12 protein-coding genes and 1 pseudogene are annotated in these 17,450 nt (G+C 39.1%); 6 read left to right on the top strand and 7 right to left on the bottom strand.

Features of this window, described 5'->3' with window-relative positions:
* Window position 1: 1 nt before the first annotated feature.
* Window positions 2-1,231 (bottom strand): nucleoside permease, encoded by a 1,230-nt coding sequence (locus BQ5338_RS03365; RefSeq protein ID WP_071145388.1) that lies wholly within the window; start codon window positions 1,229-1,231, stop codon window positions 2-4.
* 683 nt (window positions 1,232-1,914) lie between these two features.
* Here BQ5338_RS03365 and BQ5338_RS03360 point away from each other — a divergent pair.
* From BQ5338_RS03360 to BQ5338_RS03350, 3 genes are all read left to right on the top strand, one after another.
* Window positions 1,915-2,793: a hypothetical protein gene (locus BQ5338_RS03360; RefSeq protein WP_071145387.1), complete on the top strand. Its 879-nt coding sequence runs from the start codon at window positions 1,915-1,917 to the stop codon at window positions 2,791-2,793.
* Window positions 2,794-2,873: 80 nt separating this feature from the next.
* Window positions 2,874-3,740 (top strand): hypothetical protein, encoded by an 867-nt coding sequence (locus BQ5338_RS03355; protein ID WP_078063381.1) that lies wholly within the window; start codon window positions 2,874-2,876, stop codon window positions 3,738-3,740.
* A 228-nt stretch (window positions 3,741-3,968) separates the two neighbouring features.
* Window positions 3,969-4,319 (top strand): hypothetical protein, encoded by a 351-nt coding sequence (locus BQ5338_RS03350; protein WP_071145386.1) that lies wholly within the window; start codon window positions 3,969-3,971, stop codon window positions 4,317-4,319.
* A gap of 287 nt (window positions 4,320-4,606) precedes the next feature.
* On the opposite strand, the gene BQ5338_RS03345 is transcribed toward BQ5338_RS03350, so the two are convergent.
* The 3 genes and pseudogenes from BQ5338_RS03345 to BQ5338_RS03335 form a co-directional block, all read right to left on the bottom strand.
* A complete protein-coding gene (locus BQ5338_RS03345) occupies window positions 4,607-5,791 on the bottom strand; it encodes a class I SAM-dependent rRNA methyltransferase (RefSeq protein ID WP_071145385.1) in 1,185 nt (394 codons plus the stop codon).
* A gap of 25 nt (window positions 5,792-5,816) precedes the next feature.
* Entirely contained in the window at window positions 5,817-6,467 is a 651-nt protein-coding gene (locus BQ5338_RS03340) for a 3'-5' exonuclease (RefSeq protein WP_071145384.1), read from the bottom strand.
* 9 nt (window positions 6,468-6,476) lie between these two features.
* Window positions 6,477-7,028: pseudogene (locus BQ5338_RS03335) on the bottom strand (DUF5063 domain-containing protein); the annotation flags it as partial.
* Between the two features lie 627 nt (window positions 7,029-7,655).
* Between BQ5338_RS03335 and BQ5338_RS03330 the strand changes: the two are divergent.
* The 3 genes from BQ5338_RS03330 (at window position 7,656) to BQ5338_RS03320 (ending at window position 9,423) form a co-directional block, all read left to right on the top strand.
* On the top strand, window positions 7,656-7,877 hold the full coding sequence (locus BQ5338_RS03330; protein ID WP_071145382.1) for a helix-turn-helix transcriptional regulator: 222 nt from the start codon (window positions 7,656-7,658) through the stop codon (window positions 7,875-7,877).
* 194 nt (window positions 7,878-8,071) lie between these two features.
* A complete protein-coding gene (locus BQ5338_RS03325) occupies window positions 8,072-8,428 on the top strand; it encodes a type II toxin-antitoxin system MqsR family toxin (protein ID WP_071145856.1) in 357 nt (118 codons plus the stop codon).
* A gap of 2 nt (window positions 8,429-8,430) precedes the next feature.
* Window positions 8,431-9,423: a type II toxin-antitoxin system antitoxin SocA domain-containing protein gene (locus BQ5338_RS03320; RefSeq protein ID WP_071145381.1), complete on the top strand. Its 993-nt coding sequence runs from the start codon at window positions 8,431-8,433 to the stop codon at window positions 9,421-9,423.
* A 70-nt stretch (window positions 9,424-9,493) separates the two neighbouring features.
* Here BQ5338_RS03320 and BQ5338_RS03315 read toward each other — a convergent pair whose 3' ends face one another.
* From BQ5338_RS03315 to BQ5338_RS03305, 3 genes are read right to left on the bottom strand one after another with little or no spacing between them, the layout of a single operon-like run.
* Window positions 9,494-12,358 carry a family 43 glycosylhydrolase gene (locus BQ5338_RS03315; RefSeq protein ID WP_071145380.1) on the bottom strand — a complete coding sequence of 955 codons (2,865 nt, stop codon included), beginning with the start codon at window positions 12,356-12,358 and terminating at the stop codon, window positions 9,494-9,496.
* Between the two features lie 30 nt (window positions 12,359-12,388).
* Entirely contained in the window at window positions 12,389-14,107 is a 1,719-nt protein-coding gene (locus tag BQ5338_RS03310) for a RagB/SusD family nutrient uptake outer membrane protein (RefSeq protein WP_071145379.1), read from the bottom strand.
* A 12-nt stretch (window positions 14,108-14,119) separates the two neighbouring features.
* On the bottom strand, window positions 14,120-17,359 hold the full coding sequence (locus BQ5338_RS03305) for a SusC/RagA family TonB-linked outer membrane protein (RefSeq protein WP_071145378.1): 3,240 nt from the start codon (window positions 17,357-17,359) through the stop codon (window positions 14,120-14,122).
* Window positions 17,360-17,450 lie beyond the last annotated feature (91 nt).

The following is a 17,450-nucleotide window of genomic DNA, read 5'->3' as shown; positions in this document are numbered from 1 at the left end:
TTTATATCATTTCTTTTATCTCGTTCGGATGATGTTTAGACTTAAATATAACAGCAAACAAAAGACCTACCACCAACGCATATCCTGCAAAGATAAACCATGAGTCAGGCCATCCGGTTCTGTCCACTACTTCACCGGCAGCGTATGATCCGAAGAACGCTCCGAATCCATTCGTCATAATCATGAAAACACCTTGTGCACTCGAGCGGATAGAAGGGTCGGTTTCTTTATCAACGTATAGCGAACCGGAAATGTTGAAGAAGTCAAATGCCACTCCATATACCAGCATCGACAAAACGAGCATCCATACCCCGTCTCCTGGGTTTCCTGTGCCTAGCAAAGCAAAGCGCAATACCCAAGCAAACATGCTGATCAGCATCACGTTTTTAATTCCAAATCTTTTCAGGAAGAAAGGAATAAGCAAGATGCAAAGCGTCTCGGACATCTGCGAGATGGAGATCAATATGTTGGCGTGTTCCACTCCGAATGTTCCTTTGTATGCCTCGTTGCTTCCGAAGAAATTGGTGAGGTAATCATTGGCAAAAGCATTTGTGATTTGCAAAGACACCCCCAGCAACATTGAGAAGATAAAGAAGACAGCCATCTTCTTTTGTTTGAAGAGTGCAAAAGCACGCAATCCCATTGTATCTACCCACGATTGATTTTTTGCAACTTTGCAAGTTGGGCAATTGGGCAACGTAAAAGAGTAGATACCTAGTATCACAGCCAATGCTGCCGATGTGTATAATTGCATGGATGTCCGGGCAAAGCCAAGTAAGTCTACAGCTATCATGGCACAGATAAAGCCCACCGTACCCCACACTCGTATGGGTGGGAAAGCCTTTACGGTATCCAGTCCGGCGCTAGACAATGCGTTGTAGGCCACAGAATTGGAAAGTGAAATGGTAGGCATGTAGAACATGACACTACATAATATCAACGAATAAAGAGGAAAGTATTCAGTTTGCGGAGCGGCGGCTACTAATAGAGCGGCACCGATGATGTGGCAAATACCCAGAAGTTTTTGAGCGGGAATCCATCTGTCGGCAATGATACCCATGATGGCCGGCATAAAGAGAGAAGCTATTCCCATTGTGGCAAAGAAACTACCGATCTGTCTGCCACTAAACTCTAATCCTCCGCCCAGATAGGCTCCTAAAGAAATCAACCACGCTCCCCAAATGGCATATTGCAGGAAGCTCATGATAATCAAACGATACTTTACGCTCATAGTTTTAAATCTGTTTTATATGTTTCTTCTAAGATTTACCGATACATCACTGCAAATGTATGTATTTTATCGGAAAGCATATGGAATAGGGGCAAAAAAAGATTGATTGTCATCGCGACAATCAATCTTCAAATCTTAATACCGCTATTTTATGATTGTATTTTGGTACGCATTAATTGCTTTGGTGTGGGCTAGGACTAAAATTCGTGTTTTTACTTAATCAGGGAGCCAATTATCTTTGTAAAATCGGAAATATCCCCCTCCACGCTTGCCTTCTCTAATTCTAAGGCTTTCATATACTCTTTTCTCCTTTCAACCGGAACGACTGTCCAATTATACCCACCAGAGGCCAGCATTGTATTGAGGATAAACGGTCTATTCAGTCTTTTATTGATGGATAAATACTAGTCTTTGGATATGTATGAACACTCGTTTTTGTTTATGTGTTGTTACTCGTATTTGCTGCAAAAATACAATGAAGTTTCAAATAATTAGCTATCAGCAAAGACAGCTAGGTGAAATTTGCGATATATCAAAATTCTCTGATTACTTTCTAAGTATCAGAGATTATCTTCATAAAGAAAAAAGAAAATTATCGAAGTTTTGCGGATTTTAGGATGTTTATTTTTAAATTTGTTCGATTTTTGTGATTACAGATTTTTGTTGTCTATACTTATAATAAAATGGAAGTAAAAAAGATTATTAGTAATATTGGTCAATTGATATTAGGTGTTGTGCTGGTTTGCGCTTTTAGTATAATTCAAAAGGACGGATTTATTTATGACATTTACAAAGATTATTTCGTTTACACTAAAAAAATAGGGGATGCTGAGGCAGTGTTTAATGGGAACGAGATATTAGTTAAGAATTTCCCTCATTACACGCAGGGAATTTCAGGTGTTAATGAAATTAGTTTTGGGGACTTTTCATTTGATGAATTAGATAAATTTATATATGAAATCGTTAATAATTCTTCTTTAAATGAAATCTATATAGCCATTCAGTATGCTGATGAAGATATATATGGGCATAAAACTGATGGTGAGAAAATTACAATAGGGAGGGCCGATGTTCGTGAGAGTAAAAAATATATTGACTTTGAACACTGGAATCAGGTCAATAACACAAGCGATATGTTCTGGAAGGATAAGAGAGAATATGATGAGTTAATAGCTCGAAGTACGAACAACTCTTCATTTTCTATTATTCCTGCATATGTGCCAAGGGATATTAAAAACATAACGCCTTGGGTTATTGGTGATTTCTCAAATGTAGTCGCTACAGACATTAGTGATGATTGTGATAATATTTCCAAGGAAGAGGCGTCAAATGATAGTGGTAATAAAGATTCTATAAATGAAAAAGAAAGAATAGCTGGGGAGCTGCGTTGGACTAATCCTGTTTATTTAAAGGCTAGAATGGACGAAATTGTTCTTCAAATACTTGGACAAGAAAATATTGAAACAGGAGCGCAGTTTAACTTTGTTTGCCAAGAGAGTGAAGAATTCTATAAGCTGATTAATAGATATATGGAATTAACAGGAGAAAATGCCTATAATTAAAAGAGTAAAAAAATCAATGCTGAGATTATCCATTTGCTGTTCTTTTTGTCTTTCTGTGTAGATAATTTAAAGACTAATATATGATTGATAAATTTGCATTAGATACTGACGTTGATTCTGAAGATGAACTATTGAGTTATGTGTTTCAACTTGCTTCAGAATATTGCCCAGACGTGGATGTTGATGATGAGGGCAATTTCCATTCTTATCCGCCCAAAGGTGCTCTATATATATTTAAAGATAGATATAATGTCAATGAATTGACTCGCTTCTTTAGTTATCTTGATTATATGAAGAATCAAGATATACAGGATACATTATCTGGATTGGGATTAGACGCTGAAAAGTTTTGGTATCTGTTATTGTTTATAGTTGATTATAGTAATGGGATTTGCCTAGAAGGTTTTGAAATAAAAGAAAGTCCTAAGGAAGAGCTAACTAAATTGATTGATTCTATTGAAAACAACATCAAAGATGTTCGTTTTTTTAGGGCAACTTCCTGTAATTCGATGAAGCTTACGCTAAGCATCGAAGGGAAACGTACTATTGTAATTGATAATCCTACAACTTTATTTCATTTGGCTCGTTCATGTTATAAAGAATTGAATATATTAGAGGGGGTAGAATACAAAAACACCATAATTCTTGGTAGCCTTAATTCTACTGCTATAGGAAATGAATCTGCATCCGAATCTAATTCCGTTCATATTTATTATTTTGCAAAGATGTTTATTCGGTTTTTTGATATGAATCCACAGGTAAGAGCAAAAACAAAAAAAGGATCAAACATCTCATACAATAAACTATTGCTCATTTCTAGGCTCGTATACTTTATTCGATTGTCGAAGAATGATAAATTTCTAAACTCTGATGATACACTAAAAGGTTATTTGAAGCAATACAAAAATAATGAAATAAATAAATTCAATAACTTCTACTTTACCTGATCACAATACCTATTATTCTATTTCTGTATCAATCTTGTTTTCATCCTAATTAAAGGGGAGAAGAAAACAGGATTTTTTTTCTCCATAAAGGTGCGGGCTAAAACAGTGATCTTTGCAGTGTTCTTAAAAACAAGAGGTATACATCTTATTTTAAGACCTAGATTGAAAAGTTTAGTCTAGTATTTTTTTTAATAAAACCTAATGCTGTAAAGGTTAAGCGTAAAAATTATGAAAGAAAAATATTTATTGTTAGAGATTAGCGGTCTTTGTCATAAATTGAAAGAAGAACCTAGGAAATCTTTCCCAAACGGCTATGAGTATGTTCGGATAGCTGATGCTTTAAGAACCAAGGTTGCGTTGTTTTTTGAAGCATTTACTCCTGCTTACTTTGATGAAGCAACACTAGATCAATTTATTCACACATGTGTTAAAGAGGTTTTATATGTAGAGTCTAATTACGAAAGTATTCGCGTAAAAGCTGGTAAAAAGCAAGAAATGGAATTTCTAGAAAGTATGCGTAAGGCAACTAGGCAGATTGAGATAGATTTATCGGCTCTTTTAGAGGAAGCAAATAAATAGATAACTCTTGTTTAAAATGGGATAAGGCCAGATACTGCATTGTGTCTGGCTATCTTTTAGCTAGGATGTTCTAGTTCTTTTCCCGCACAAGACCTTTCTCTGAATTTTCAAATGTGATGGTATAGGGCAAAAAAAAAATTGATTGTCATCGCGACAACCAATCTTCAAACCTTAAATCTAATACCATGAAAAACACAGTGCAAATATATGTGTTTTTATGTTGTGTAACATAGTAATGTGCTTATTTTCTTTCTTGTATTAACTTTATTTATATTTTTAATCCGGATTTATTCTACATAGAGTACCAAGCCTTTGAGGTATTCACCTTCGGGATGATAGATGTTTACCGGATGGTCGGCGGGCTGAGTAAGCTGGTGCAGGATGCGTACGCTTCGGCCTGACATGGCTGCTGCGGTGAATACTGCTGTGCGGAAATTATCTTTCGTCACTACTTGCGAACAAGAGAAAGTGAACAGGATGCCTCCTGGTTTGATTTTCTCAAAAGCTTTGGCATTGAGTTTACGATAGCCTTGCAGGGCGTTGCGTAGTGCTTCTTTATGTTTGGCGAAGGCGGGCGGGTCTAAAACAATCAGGTCGTATTGATCGCCCATGCGGTCGAGGTATTTAAAAGCATCTTCTGCGTAAGCTGTGTGGCGGTCATCATCGGGGAAGTTTAACTCCACATTCTGGTTGGTTAGGCTTACTGCCTTTGCCGAGCTGTCTACCGAGTGAACCAACTTGGCACCACCACGCATAGCGTAGAATGAAAAGCCTCCGGTGTAGCAAAACATGTTGAGTACTGTTCTGTCTTTGGCATATCTTTCCAACAAAGCACGGTTCTCACGTTGGTCAACGAAGAAACCTGTTTTTTGTCCTTTCAGCCAGTCTACATGAAATTTTAGTCCGTATTCCTGTGCCATGTTGTCCGTACTGCCACCTTTCAGAAATCCGTTTTCCGGAAAGAGGTCAGCTTTGAATGGCAAAGTCGTTTCCGATTTATAATAGATGTTGGGCACCGTTTCTCCCACCACTTCTATGAGGGCTTCGGCTATGGCCATGCGGTCAACGTGCATACCGGCAGAGTGTGCCTGCATCACAGCAGTATTAGCGTACACATCAATAATTAGTCCGGGAAGGTTATCGCCCTCTCCATGTACCAGTCGATACGTGTTGTTGGTAGGGTTTACAGCCACGCCAATGCTTTTACGCATATCGTAGGCCACTTGTAACTTCCGTTTCCAGAAGTCATGATTAATCTCTTCTTGTACAAAACTAAGTACACGCACGGCAATGCTTCCTATTTGGAAATGGCCTTCGGCAATAAATTCTTTCTTTGAGGTATATACTTCCACCACTTCACCCTCTTCCGGCTCTCCGTCGAAGTACGCAATGGCACCCGAGAAAATCCATGGATGAAACCTTTTCAATGATTCTTCTTTTCCTGATTTCAGATATACTTTTTTATAGGACATAGCTTGATGTTATGGATTACTTTTCTTATGATTGTTGGTTGGCTGCATCGAGATCCGTCGATTCTTCGGGCAGAGGCTCTACTTCAAAAGAGTGAGTGCGCTCTAGTTCCTGAAGTCGGTTGTAGATGTTCAGGCAGGCCCAGGCATCGGTTGCGGCATAAAGCTTTTGCGCGTCGCTTAGCACGTCTGCCTCCCAGTTTGAGAGACGTTGCGATTTTGATATTTTTTCGCCAAACAAAATCCCGTAGATCTTTTGCAGGCTCTTGTCCTCAATGCCAAACGGATGGACGAAGTCTTGCAACTCAATGCAAGCTTGCTGCTTCAGGGGCGACCGTTTGCGTAGCATCATGAAGTCGTCGCGCAGTGACAGTCCCACTTTGATGATGGCAGGGTTTTCCAGCAAGTCGAGTAGCGACTTTGTCAGCCCTGTGAGGTTGAGGCGGAACAAGAAACAAAACTCCTCGGAAGAGATCTGCAACAATGCTACTTTGTGTGACTGCCCTTTAACGAATGAAGGGCGGGTCTCACTATCTATTCCAAGCACTTGCCTGGATGATAGGTAGTCTACCGCCTTTTCCGCTTCCGCCTCCGTCTGGATAACATAGATCTTTCCCGGAAAGGATGCTTTGGGCAATTGTGATATCTCTTCTTTCGATATGTTTCTTTTTATAACCATCTTTATTTATTCCTCATCATTTTCTTCTTCCTCTTCCGATTCGGCATCAGGATTATACTTCACATCGTGCAATGCACGGAGCGTATTTACAAGCTTCTGTCCCCAGACGTTGCCGAAATTCTCTTTGCAGACTACCAATGCATCGTTCATTGTTTCGTTCAGTCCCAGTTGGAAAACGAAAATGAAATCTTTGATATCCTGATAGATGTCAGCCAGATCTTCGGAGATACATTTTTTTATCGGCGTGTCGCTGTAAGCCATATCCGGCAAGAACACTTCCAGATAATCATCTTTTTCGGCCAATACCGATGCGATGTTCATGCGTAGTATCTCATACGTTTCCTCGGTGACGAAGGTTTCGAGTTCATCTTCGCCTATCATTTCGCACTTGGGCAGCAGTGATGCTTTGAGGTAAAGTAACGGAAGTATTTTGAGGATGGTGTCAACAAATTGGCTGCGCTTCATGCTCTCAGATCGTTCCAAGAATGCACAAGCCTCAGCAGCAACGGTAACAAACTCCACCACATTTCTATCGAATATAACTTGACTGTCTGTTTTCATATAAAAGGAAAATTGAAATGCAAAGGTATGAAAAAGTTGCATTAAGGCAATGAATCGCCCTTTATTATTACTCTTCAAAGGTTGATTCCATCGTCTGCCTCGGCTTTGCCATGCTATTTAGCTTATCTCCCATGAAAAAAGGTGTTTTACTATCACGCTTTTGTGGTTTTGGTGCATGTTTTGTAGCTTTTTTAATCAATCACTTACACTAGTAAAACACATCAAGATCAACTGTTTCTTGGGCACTACAATTGCTATTTGTAGGTGTAATATTTACAAATTACCCCAATTTTGTATATCATACTAGATCAGCGTGGTGAATTAACTACTTCACCACGCTGATCTAGTTAATTCACCGCGGTTAACTAGTTAGTTCACCAAACCTCTCTCAGAAGGCTTGTAGGGGCATGTCTGAAATGCTGACATTATGGCGCTGCAAAATTAAAAAATTCGCAATTCAGGCACTCATCGAATTAATTTAGATGTAAGTATTCGTTGTACATCTTTTCATCTTCAATAGCATATAATACCTTATCGGGTATAATTAACTACTTAAACTATGATTTTATACCCGTTTGGGTACAAATATAAATTAAATAACTATATTTGTACCCAAACGGGTATAGTATGGAATACACTACATTATCAGATTATGTAAAACGGATGCGTAAGGAGTATAATCTTACGCAGATGGAGCTCTCTGAAAAGTCAGGCGTGGGCTTGCGATTTGTGCGCGAACTTGAACGTGGCAAGCAGTCGCTGAGATTGGATAAGGTGAATCAAATACTAAATTTATTTGGTTCCGAAGTTGGTGCTGTGCCTATGGATAAAAGCAAGTTTGACGTATGAAACAGGCTCGTATATATATGTGTGAACGGTTAGTTGGTGTGCTGACAGAGGATGAGAATAGATGTGTCTAGAAACAATATGTAACAAGATAGGGAATCAATGATCGCCCAATAATTCAACTTTAAAGTTGGATTATTGGGCGATCATTGGCTATTTTAAATAGAAATACTATCTTTGCATGAAATATGATTGGTATGGTCACGAAAGAAGAAGTTGAAAGATTCCTTCATTTATTTCACGAAAAACTTAAGGTGTTCCAAATAGTATTTCGTGATGATAGAGGCAAGAATATGGAAGCATTAGCTGCGCTTGAAATAACGCCTAGGTATAGAGAATCTATAATAAGAGACCTTAAATCGGAGGATTATTCCAAAGGGCCTATTGTCGATACATTGAACAAAAATGGCGATATGTGGGTTTTTGGAAAAGATGTAAAAGGTAATGAGGTCTATATTAAGATATCCTTAGGCAACAGTAATAGCCAAACTATCTGTATTTCGTTCCATGTGGCTGAATATAAAATGAAATATCCATTTAAAATAGGAGAATAATTATGAACAGTCCTTTCACTGGAGGGAATGTTACCCTCCATCAAGAAAAATCGGAATTGCTCTTCCGGAAAGAGAAATTTCAATATTGGAAACTGTATTATGAGTGTGAAGATACTCATGAAACGTTCACTACTACCGAGTTAGACGAACTAAATATTGGTCAGGTTTACAATCAGTATCGGGTTAAATATGGAATTCCTTTCCCCGATGAAATTGGAGCAGTAAGAACCAAGTATGGCTTATCTGCGTCAAAAATGTCTGAAATATTGGGCTTTGGCGACAATCAGTACCGGTTGTATGAAAATGGAGAGATGCCTAGCGAAACAAATGGAAAGGTCTTGCATAGTATTATGAGTCCACCCATCTTTGAGGTTTTTGTAGATAATGCAGAATATCAGTTCTCTCCTAAAGAATTCCTTAAAATAAAAGAGAATTTGGAGAAAGTAATAAGAAGGGATCCTACTAATGAGTTGGAATGCTTTGTTTTTGATGGTTACTTTCGCTCTATAAATAATGGCTACGCAAAACAGTCATACAGTAAGTTGAAGAATATTTTGCTTTTCTATATAGATAGATGCAATGATGCTTTTAATACTAAGATGAACAAGTTGCTGTTTTATACAGATTTTTTAAGTTATAAAAGTTTTGGGGTCGGAATGAGTGGCCTTGCTTATAAAGCAATAAAATATGGTCCGGTTCCTTCCAAATGGGATAGGGTATATGGTATGATGGATGATATTTACCCTGAAATTATAGAGTTTTCTTCAGGTAATTCAGGTACAAAACTATGTTCATCGTTAAAACCTGATATGAGCAAATTCACCACAAATGAATTGGCTGTTTTGAATGCGGTAATTGATAGATTTAAAGATATAAATTCTAATGAGATTTCTAGAATTAGTCACGAAGAAGATGCTTGGATTGAATTTAATGAAACCAATGTATTCATTGATTTCTCAGAGGCTTTTACATTGAAAGCTATTTCATTAGACTGATTGCCAACATATAATAACCCACATATAATTGATCTTAAATGATCAAAGATATGTGGGTTTTCTCAATAGATTAATAGACATCTAGCGTTACACGCTCTTTATGTTCCTCTGGATACTCGGGCAAACTTTTACCATTTACGGAAGCATCTTTCAAATGGACGTTCTCAATACACCTTAAATAATAAGGATAAGTGGCTTTCTTTACATGGAAGTTTTCTATCTCAATATCTTTAATAGGCTTTTCTTCATAACCATCCATAAAGATGGCATAATTATCAGAACAGTCGGCTTCTATGTTACTGATATGAAATCCCTCATATTGCGATGCATGTTGGCCACCTCTGAAACCGAAATAATTTGTTTCAAAACGTAGGATTGCGCCTTTTGCACGTTCTACAGATATATTACTTACCTGCACATTACGAATGTATCCTCCTCTATCACGGTTTGACTTGAAATAAAGGGCATTCTTCACAGTGCCAATCTGAATATTGTCCATATATACGTTTTCTACGCCGCCAGACATTTCACTCCCAATGCAAAGACCGTTACATTCAGAATGGAAGATGCAGTTTCTGATAACGATATTTTGGGACGATCTTCCAATAGATATTCCATCTCTGTCTCGCCCGGATTTAATTGCTACCGCATCGTCACCCGTCTTAAAGGTACAGTCTTCAATTAAGACATTTGAGGTTGACTCTGGATCGCAACCATCATTGTTGGGATAATGGCTCTCTATAGTTACTCCACGCACTATTACATTGTCGCAATATACAGGGTGAATAGTCCAGAATGGTGAATTCTTAATGGTAATTCCTTCAATCAGGATTCTGGAACATCCTAGAAACTGTACACAGGAAGGTCTGAGTATCGTTCCTTTTCCAAATATTCTTTTTTGTACCGGAATTAATTGTTCCCCCATCTTTCTTAGCCTGTCTCTGTCTTTGGCTTCGTGTAGGCTCCAATCGGCAAATTCTAATCCTCCTTGCGCATCAATGACTCCTTTTCCTGTAATCGCAATATTATTTGCGTGGTAGGCATAAACCATCGGTGAATGCCCGTATAGTTCAGTGCCTTCCCAGCGAGTCAGCACTACAGGCAGAAAATCATCTGCTTTCCCACTGAAAAGCAGACAAGCACCTTCTTGTAAATGCAGGTTGACGTTGCTTTTTAGAATTAGATTACCGTTTAATCGGTATATGCCTTTTGCTACCACTACGCGTCCACCACCTAATAGAGAGCAAGAGTCTATGGCGTGTTGGAGCATCTGGCGTGAAGACTTTTGATGATCCAAAGAATCAGGGCAAGTAACATAAATATCCTTGTCAGGGAATGATGTATGGGCAATGTCGGCAATAACTCGATTCATATCGCTGTTCAAAGTACTTTGTGGCCCATCGTGCTTGTAGGTAAACCACGAAAAGGATGCTGCACCTGCTTCTTTCTCTACATTGTAACAATACAGAGCTATGCGGGCACCTTTCCAATATCCGAAATGGATAAAGAACGGATCTCCACAAGCAACAAAAGTAATATTGTCTGTGCTGTATGAAAACTGAAACTGCTGACGAAGCATATCAATCGATACACGTAAGTAGAGTGTCGTTCCTGTAATAGGTGCTATTGTTACTTCCGAAGTATCGTTGGATATATACAGGCTCTTTTGTCCTCCGCTCGTTTTAATTCCAAGCAGTTTATTCTCTTTGCCCATGCAAGCCAATCCGCAACGCTGTCCTTCAGCTATTGATGAAAAGTCGACAGCCACGGTTGCTTCACTAACGTATCCCATCACTTTTTGAGTTAGCGTATTATGAGCCAAGCGGAAAGACGAAGACTTGAGCGCTTGCAAGGTAAGACTACCCGGAGGAGAAGATAAAGACCAAGCCTTATCAACCGGATTATGGTTAAATTGCCATTGTGGTGACAACGTTTGCGAAGAGAAATCATCATCGGTTTGTGGAGCGAATATTAGTGAACTCTGAATCGGTTTCTTCCATACATATACGGGCTCACCAACTCCATTCTTATCTAAATCGACTCCGATTACCGGCCAACCGTCTTGCCAATGCATTGGTTGTAGGTGAACTACACGGCCTAATGAACCATTGTGTTGGAAATGGAAGAAACACCACTGTCCGTCTGGAGTATCAACAATAGCACCTTGATGAGGGCCATTAATTGAAGTACTTCCTTGTTCCAAGACTATTTTTTTCTCGTAAGGCCCATAGATGTTCTTTGAGCGTAGAACCGTTTGCCATCCGGTTCCAACACCACCTTCAGGAATAGAAATGTAGTAATAGCCCTCTCTTTTGAATATCTTAGTTCCCTCGGCTACCGGACCGGAATATACCGTGACTCCATCATCAAGCAAACGGGTACCGTCAGCACTCATTTTGTGAATAATGATAGGGCCGGCACCGTGTTGACTCCGTCCTAAATAAGCTTGTCCATCGTTATCCCAAAAGGGACAGGGGTCTTCCCACTTTTCAATGCCTTTCACTAAATGCAAAGGACTCCATGGTCCGGCCGGATTGATGGCATTGGACATAAATAAGCCCTCTTTTGGCGTACAAAAGAAGACCCAAAACTTATTATCATGATAGCGGATAGACGGGGCCCAAGATCCTCCGGCGTACTGCTGATTATCGTCCCATCCGGAGAAGTCAAAGCGATGATAAATCTGAGAGACTAGTTTCCAATTTACCATATCTTTCGATTCTAAAACTTGCATGCCCAGGAAGTGGAAGTCCGAGGCTACCATGTAATATTTGTCTCCAACCCTTATAACATCCGGATCGGAATAATCTGCATTTAAAATCGGATTAATATAGGTCCCATTGCCCTGGTCGCCCCATTTGCTGGGGCTACCTTGGGCTAACAGGATAAGAGCATTGCTTATGAAGCAAATAAACAATATCAGAGGTTTGGTCATTAATATGAACTTTAAGTTATAAATAGGCTACTAATATCCGGGATTCTGTTCTACATCAGCTTGGTTCAAATCAATAGCAGCCTGAGGAATCGGACGAAGAGTCTTGTATTTCCCATCAGTTCCCTTCATAGCGGATTCCTTTATGCCATCTTCATTGTATTGGGTGACATATTCAACCAGCTTGTGCGTACGCTTCAAGTCCGTCCAACGAACATACTCACCAGCTAATTCACGAGCACGTTCATCTAAGATGAAGTTAATATTGATATCACCGGCAGAAACAGCCATTTGTGTTGTATAACCTTCCCTAATTGTACCCGGACGTTTACGGAGGTTATTAATCATTTGAGCAGCCTCTCCGGTTTTGCCCATTTTGAAATAAGCCTCTGCCGCAATTAAGTAAGCTTCGCCCAAGCGAGCAACCACTACATCGTGCATACTACAAGTGCTGTTACGGTTGGAAATAGAAGCATCCGAATAATCATCAAACTTTTTGATGCAAGCTACACCGTAATCTTGAGAACGACGATCTTTATAAGTCGCAGGAGCTCCATTTGAAGGAGCAATGCCGCCATTAACTATTGTCTTACTTACTATTGTATTCTTCTTGATACCATATGGATCATCCATTTTCCAAGCAGTAATATCTTCATCGGTAGCCCAAGCGGGTGCGTAATAATAAAGAATTGATGAAGAAGTTGGAGCTGAATAATAGTCGAAATAGCTTTGATGGAATTCAAGCATGAAAGTTTGTTCCAGGCGGGCGTCGCCACGAGTATATAACTGTTGTAGGCGGAGCGAAGGAGCAAAATTACCATCTATGGCTTTATTTCTTGGTTTTTCAGAACCTCCCAAATAAGAACCGAACTGCGCTTGTTGGTAAGAACCATCTCTAACCGGGTCTTCTACAGAAGCAGCACTAAACTGAACGCTCCAGAAGATTTCATTATTCTCTTCATTTTGAACATCAAAAGCTTTTTCAATTGAAATGGAAGGAATTTCACTATTGATAGCTTGTATAGCATATTTTGCTGCATTTTCAAAGTCGCTTGTCTGGGCAATATTTTCCTCCTGAGATTCGTAGTCAGAACCATTCAACCATCCACGTGTCAGATAAGCTTTTGCCAGATAAAAAGCAGCGGCTTGTTTATTTGCGCGTTCGGTGCCGGAACCGGAACGCTCCAACAATTTAGAGTCAGAAGATATGAGATAGGTAAATTCATCAATAATAAATTTATAGACATCAGTCAAACTAGTTCGCTGATGATTCATTTCGGCATAATCAAACATCTTAGTGTTCAGCGCAACAGGGCCAAATTGTTGAACTAGTTGAAAGTAGTACCAAGCACGAAGGAAACGAGCTTCATCTATGTACTGTGCACGTACGCTTGATTCTGCAGTACTCTCGCCATATGCGATTACGCTGTTAGCTAATTGAATGCCCTTAAAGCAATTCGCATAGAAGTCTTTCACAATGCCTTCATCAGCAGTAAATGTATATTGCCCCATAGCAACTCCTTGACTTTTTCCGTCGGCATACAGGTCTGTACCAGCAACAAACAATTGTGGCTGCATATTATATAAGTCACGCAAAGTAGAATATGCGCTATTAGTCAGACTGGCAAAGCCTGTTGTTGTCTGATAAAATTGTGATGATGGAACATTGGATCTATTATCTTGATCAAGGAAGCCGGAACAACTAGAAAGAGTTGCCAGAGCTAGTGCTACAATGAAATATCTTTTTTTCATAATTGTTCTTTATTAGAATTTTAAATTTACACCAATCTGATAAGTTCTTGAACTAACACCACCTTTGCCATCTCCTACAGATGCATCAGCCCATTCAGGATCGAATCCTTTATAGTTCGTGAATGTAAACGGATTTATTAAATTAGCATAGATCCTCAAATTAGCAACATTAAGCTTAGATAGCCATTTTTGAGGGAATGTATAGCCAAGAGTAATGTTTTTAATTCTGACAAATGAGTTGTCGACGAAGTTTTGTGAGCGATCTTCACTGCTACCGCTTGTCCAGTAAGAACCGCCACCTTTACCATTGCCGCCATTGGTTGGAAAAGGATATTTTCCGTAATGAGTGGCATCTTGATGGCTAATAGATCCGTCTGTTCCAAGTATTGGCGCTCCTTCCGGAATGTAGTAATCCATATTAAGACGCATCATACCGCGCTGACCATAATCGACGAACTCACCCATAAATGGAGAATAGACCGTACCTCCTTGACTTGTATAAATGCTTACTGAAAAATCGACGTTTTTGTATGAAAGATTAGATGCAAAATTACCCGTCCAGCTCGGAGCGCTATGGCCTAGAATCATTTTATCATTTGCATCGATTGTTCCATTTTCATCTTTATCTAAGATTTTCATCTCACCCTCATAAAACTTTGTTTTCATGTTAGGATCTGCAGCATAAGCTTGTGCTTCTTCTCGTGTACAAACTCCAGTGTATTTATAGCCATAAACCACATCGATTGGATGGCCTATAAACCATTTATTACCAACAAGATCTTCCTTTGCATCATTCAACTCTTTAATGGTATTTATGTTACGGGCGAAAGAGAAGGTAGTCTCCCAATTCCAATCTTTATTACGCACATTAATGGTGCTTAATTGAATCTCTATTCCCTTATTATTTACTTTACCAACGTTGCTTACAATTGAACCTGTATTAGAACCTAGTTCAAGCGGAGTTTCCATTTTCATGAGTAATTTTTTGGAATCTTTATTATAAACATCTATAGAACCATTAATCCGGTTATTCAAGAAACCAAAGTCAAGGCCCAAATTCAGTTCAGTGGTTTTCTCCCAAGTTAAAGCAGAGTTAGTCATTGTATAACCATAGCCATTGGCTATCGATGACCCCATATTGTAGTAGTACTTTATGTTGGCTAAAGCTTGAGTATCATATGGACCGACACCTGCATTGTTACCTGTAATACCAAAGCTGGTGCGTAACTTCAGGTTGCTTAACCATTCATTCGTTGGTTTCATGAACTTCTCTTCAGAGATACGCCATGCTAAAGCTGCTGAAGGGAACATTCCCCATCGGTTGTCTTTCTGGAATTTAGAGCTTCCATCCCAACGTGAAGATACTGTTGCCATATACCTTCCTTTATAAGAATAGTTAACGCGCGCTACATATGAAAGCATAGCAAGCTTTTTATAATAGCTAGACTGACTTTGAGTTGTGCCTGAAGCAAGATTGTACCAATCAACATCAAAAGGCATATCTACAACATTGATGTAATCGCCTTCTAGTTGCTGTTGATAAACACTGAATAGAGCTAATGCATTGAAACTATGATCACCAAAGGTCTTTGAATAGTTTGCTTGAGTATCCCAAGTATAAGAAAAAACTTGGTCGTTATAGTTCTCAGCCATATTGGTCTTGCCTGAGCGAGCTTGTGTTTGACTATTATAGAAAGTGCCGCGGTGTGTCTTTGAATACATTGGAGAGAAAGTCGTCTTTAAAGTTAGTTCTTTAATCGGATTGTACTGAAAATATAGATTAGCCATGGCATCATAAGCACGGGTGTTATCTTTTGAATTTTCACGATCTACAACCGGATTTATATTGGAAGTTGGGCCTCCACCATTAGGATAAATAGCAGCATCCTTACCTGGTTGTACTATTAGTTGACCAGCATTTTCTCCTTCCCAATAATAACAAGGCATAGTTGGTGTCATACGGAATCCTTGCAGTATGGAGTTGCTGCTGCCACTTCTCTTTATCGAAGTTGACATGTTGGCAGAGAAACCTGCAGATATTTTATCTGATATTTTATGATCAATAGCAGCTTTCAGATTCCAACGCTCATAACCATCATACAGAATACCGTTCTCATTTTGATAACCTAAACCGATACGATAGCTTATGTTCTTAGCATTTCCTGCGATATTCAAAAAATGGTTTTGTTGTTCACCATCACGAGTCACGATATCAGCCCAATTCGTGTAGTTCTTATTGGTATACATGTCTTTAATTACCTGACTGTTCCCTCCCCAAAAATTCAAGAAGTTAGCCTGCGTCATATCCCATTGTGTCAGACCGGTTGACGAATCCATTGATGATACTAGATAGCGGGAGAAACGAAATTTTAAGAATTCATCTCCACTCATGAAGTCCGGCATGTTAGCTGTTGTTTTCACTCCATAATAGCCATCGTAACTTACGGTTGTTTTTGCAGCATTGGAGTCTCCCTTTTTAGTCGTGATCATAACCACACCATTGGTCGCTCTGGAACCATAGATCGCAGTAGAAGAAGCATCTTTTAAGATGTCTACTTTCTCGATGTCCATTGGGTTTAGAAAGTTCATGTTATCACAGACCACTCCGTCAATAACATATAATGGCTCGCCACCATTCAATGAACTCTTACCACGAATCTGAATATTAAAGCCATCTCCGGCACGGCTGGAAGATTGGGAAATATTCACACCTGCAACCTGTCCCTGCAAGCTTTCCATTAGTGAAGTAGAGCCTTTGGCTGATATATTTTCAGCTTTCACACTACCAACGGAACCTGTTAAATCGGATTTTTTCACAACACCGTAACCTACGACTACTACTTCGTCCAATAATTTATTATCAGAGAGCATGGTTATAGATAATTTCTGTTGATTGCTAATTTTTACTTCTTGCTTTTTGTAACCAACATAAGAGATGACCAGTGTTGCATTAGTAGGTACATCTAATGTAAAATTGCCATCAAAGTCTGTGATGATTCCATTACTCGTTCCTTTCACCAATATGGAAACTCCAATTAATGCTTCGCCGTTTTCGTCGACAACATTGCCATTGATTTTTCGATTTTGATGGATGGATTGTTCGATAGAAGAATTTTGGATTTTGCCTTCAGCTTTGGCCGACAATGGCAAAGAGATTAATCCAAGAGAAAGTCCATAAATGAACCAAGCTCTTTTTGGAAAATGCCCCTTATTAGTAGATAAGGACAGCTTTAATTTACCTTTTCTTTTCATGTTCTTCGTATTAGAGGTTATTTGGGTAACTATATTGAATGCCAAATTTAGGAAGAAAAGATTCTCTGGCGGTGTAAAATCTAACAGGTTT

The sequence above is a fragment of the Bacteroides ihuae genome, assembly GCF_900104585.1.
GTDB classification, from domain to species: Bacteria; Bacteroidota; Bacteroidia; order Bacteroidales; family Bacteroidaceae; genus Bacteroides; species Bacteroides ihuae.
The sequence above is the reverse complement of the archived record's forward strand: the minus strand, read 5'-3'. Positions and strand labels throughout refer to the sequence as shown.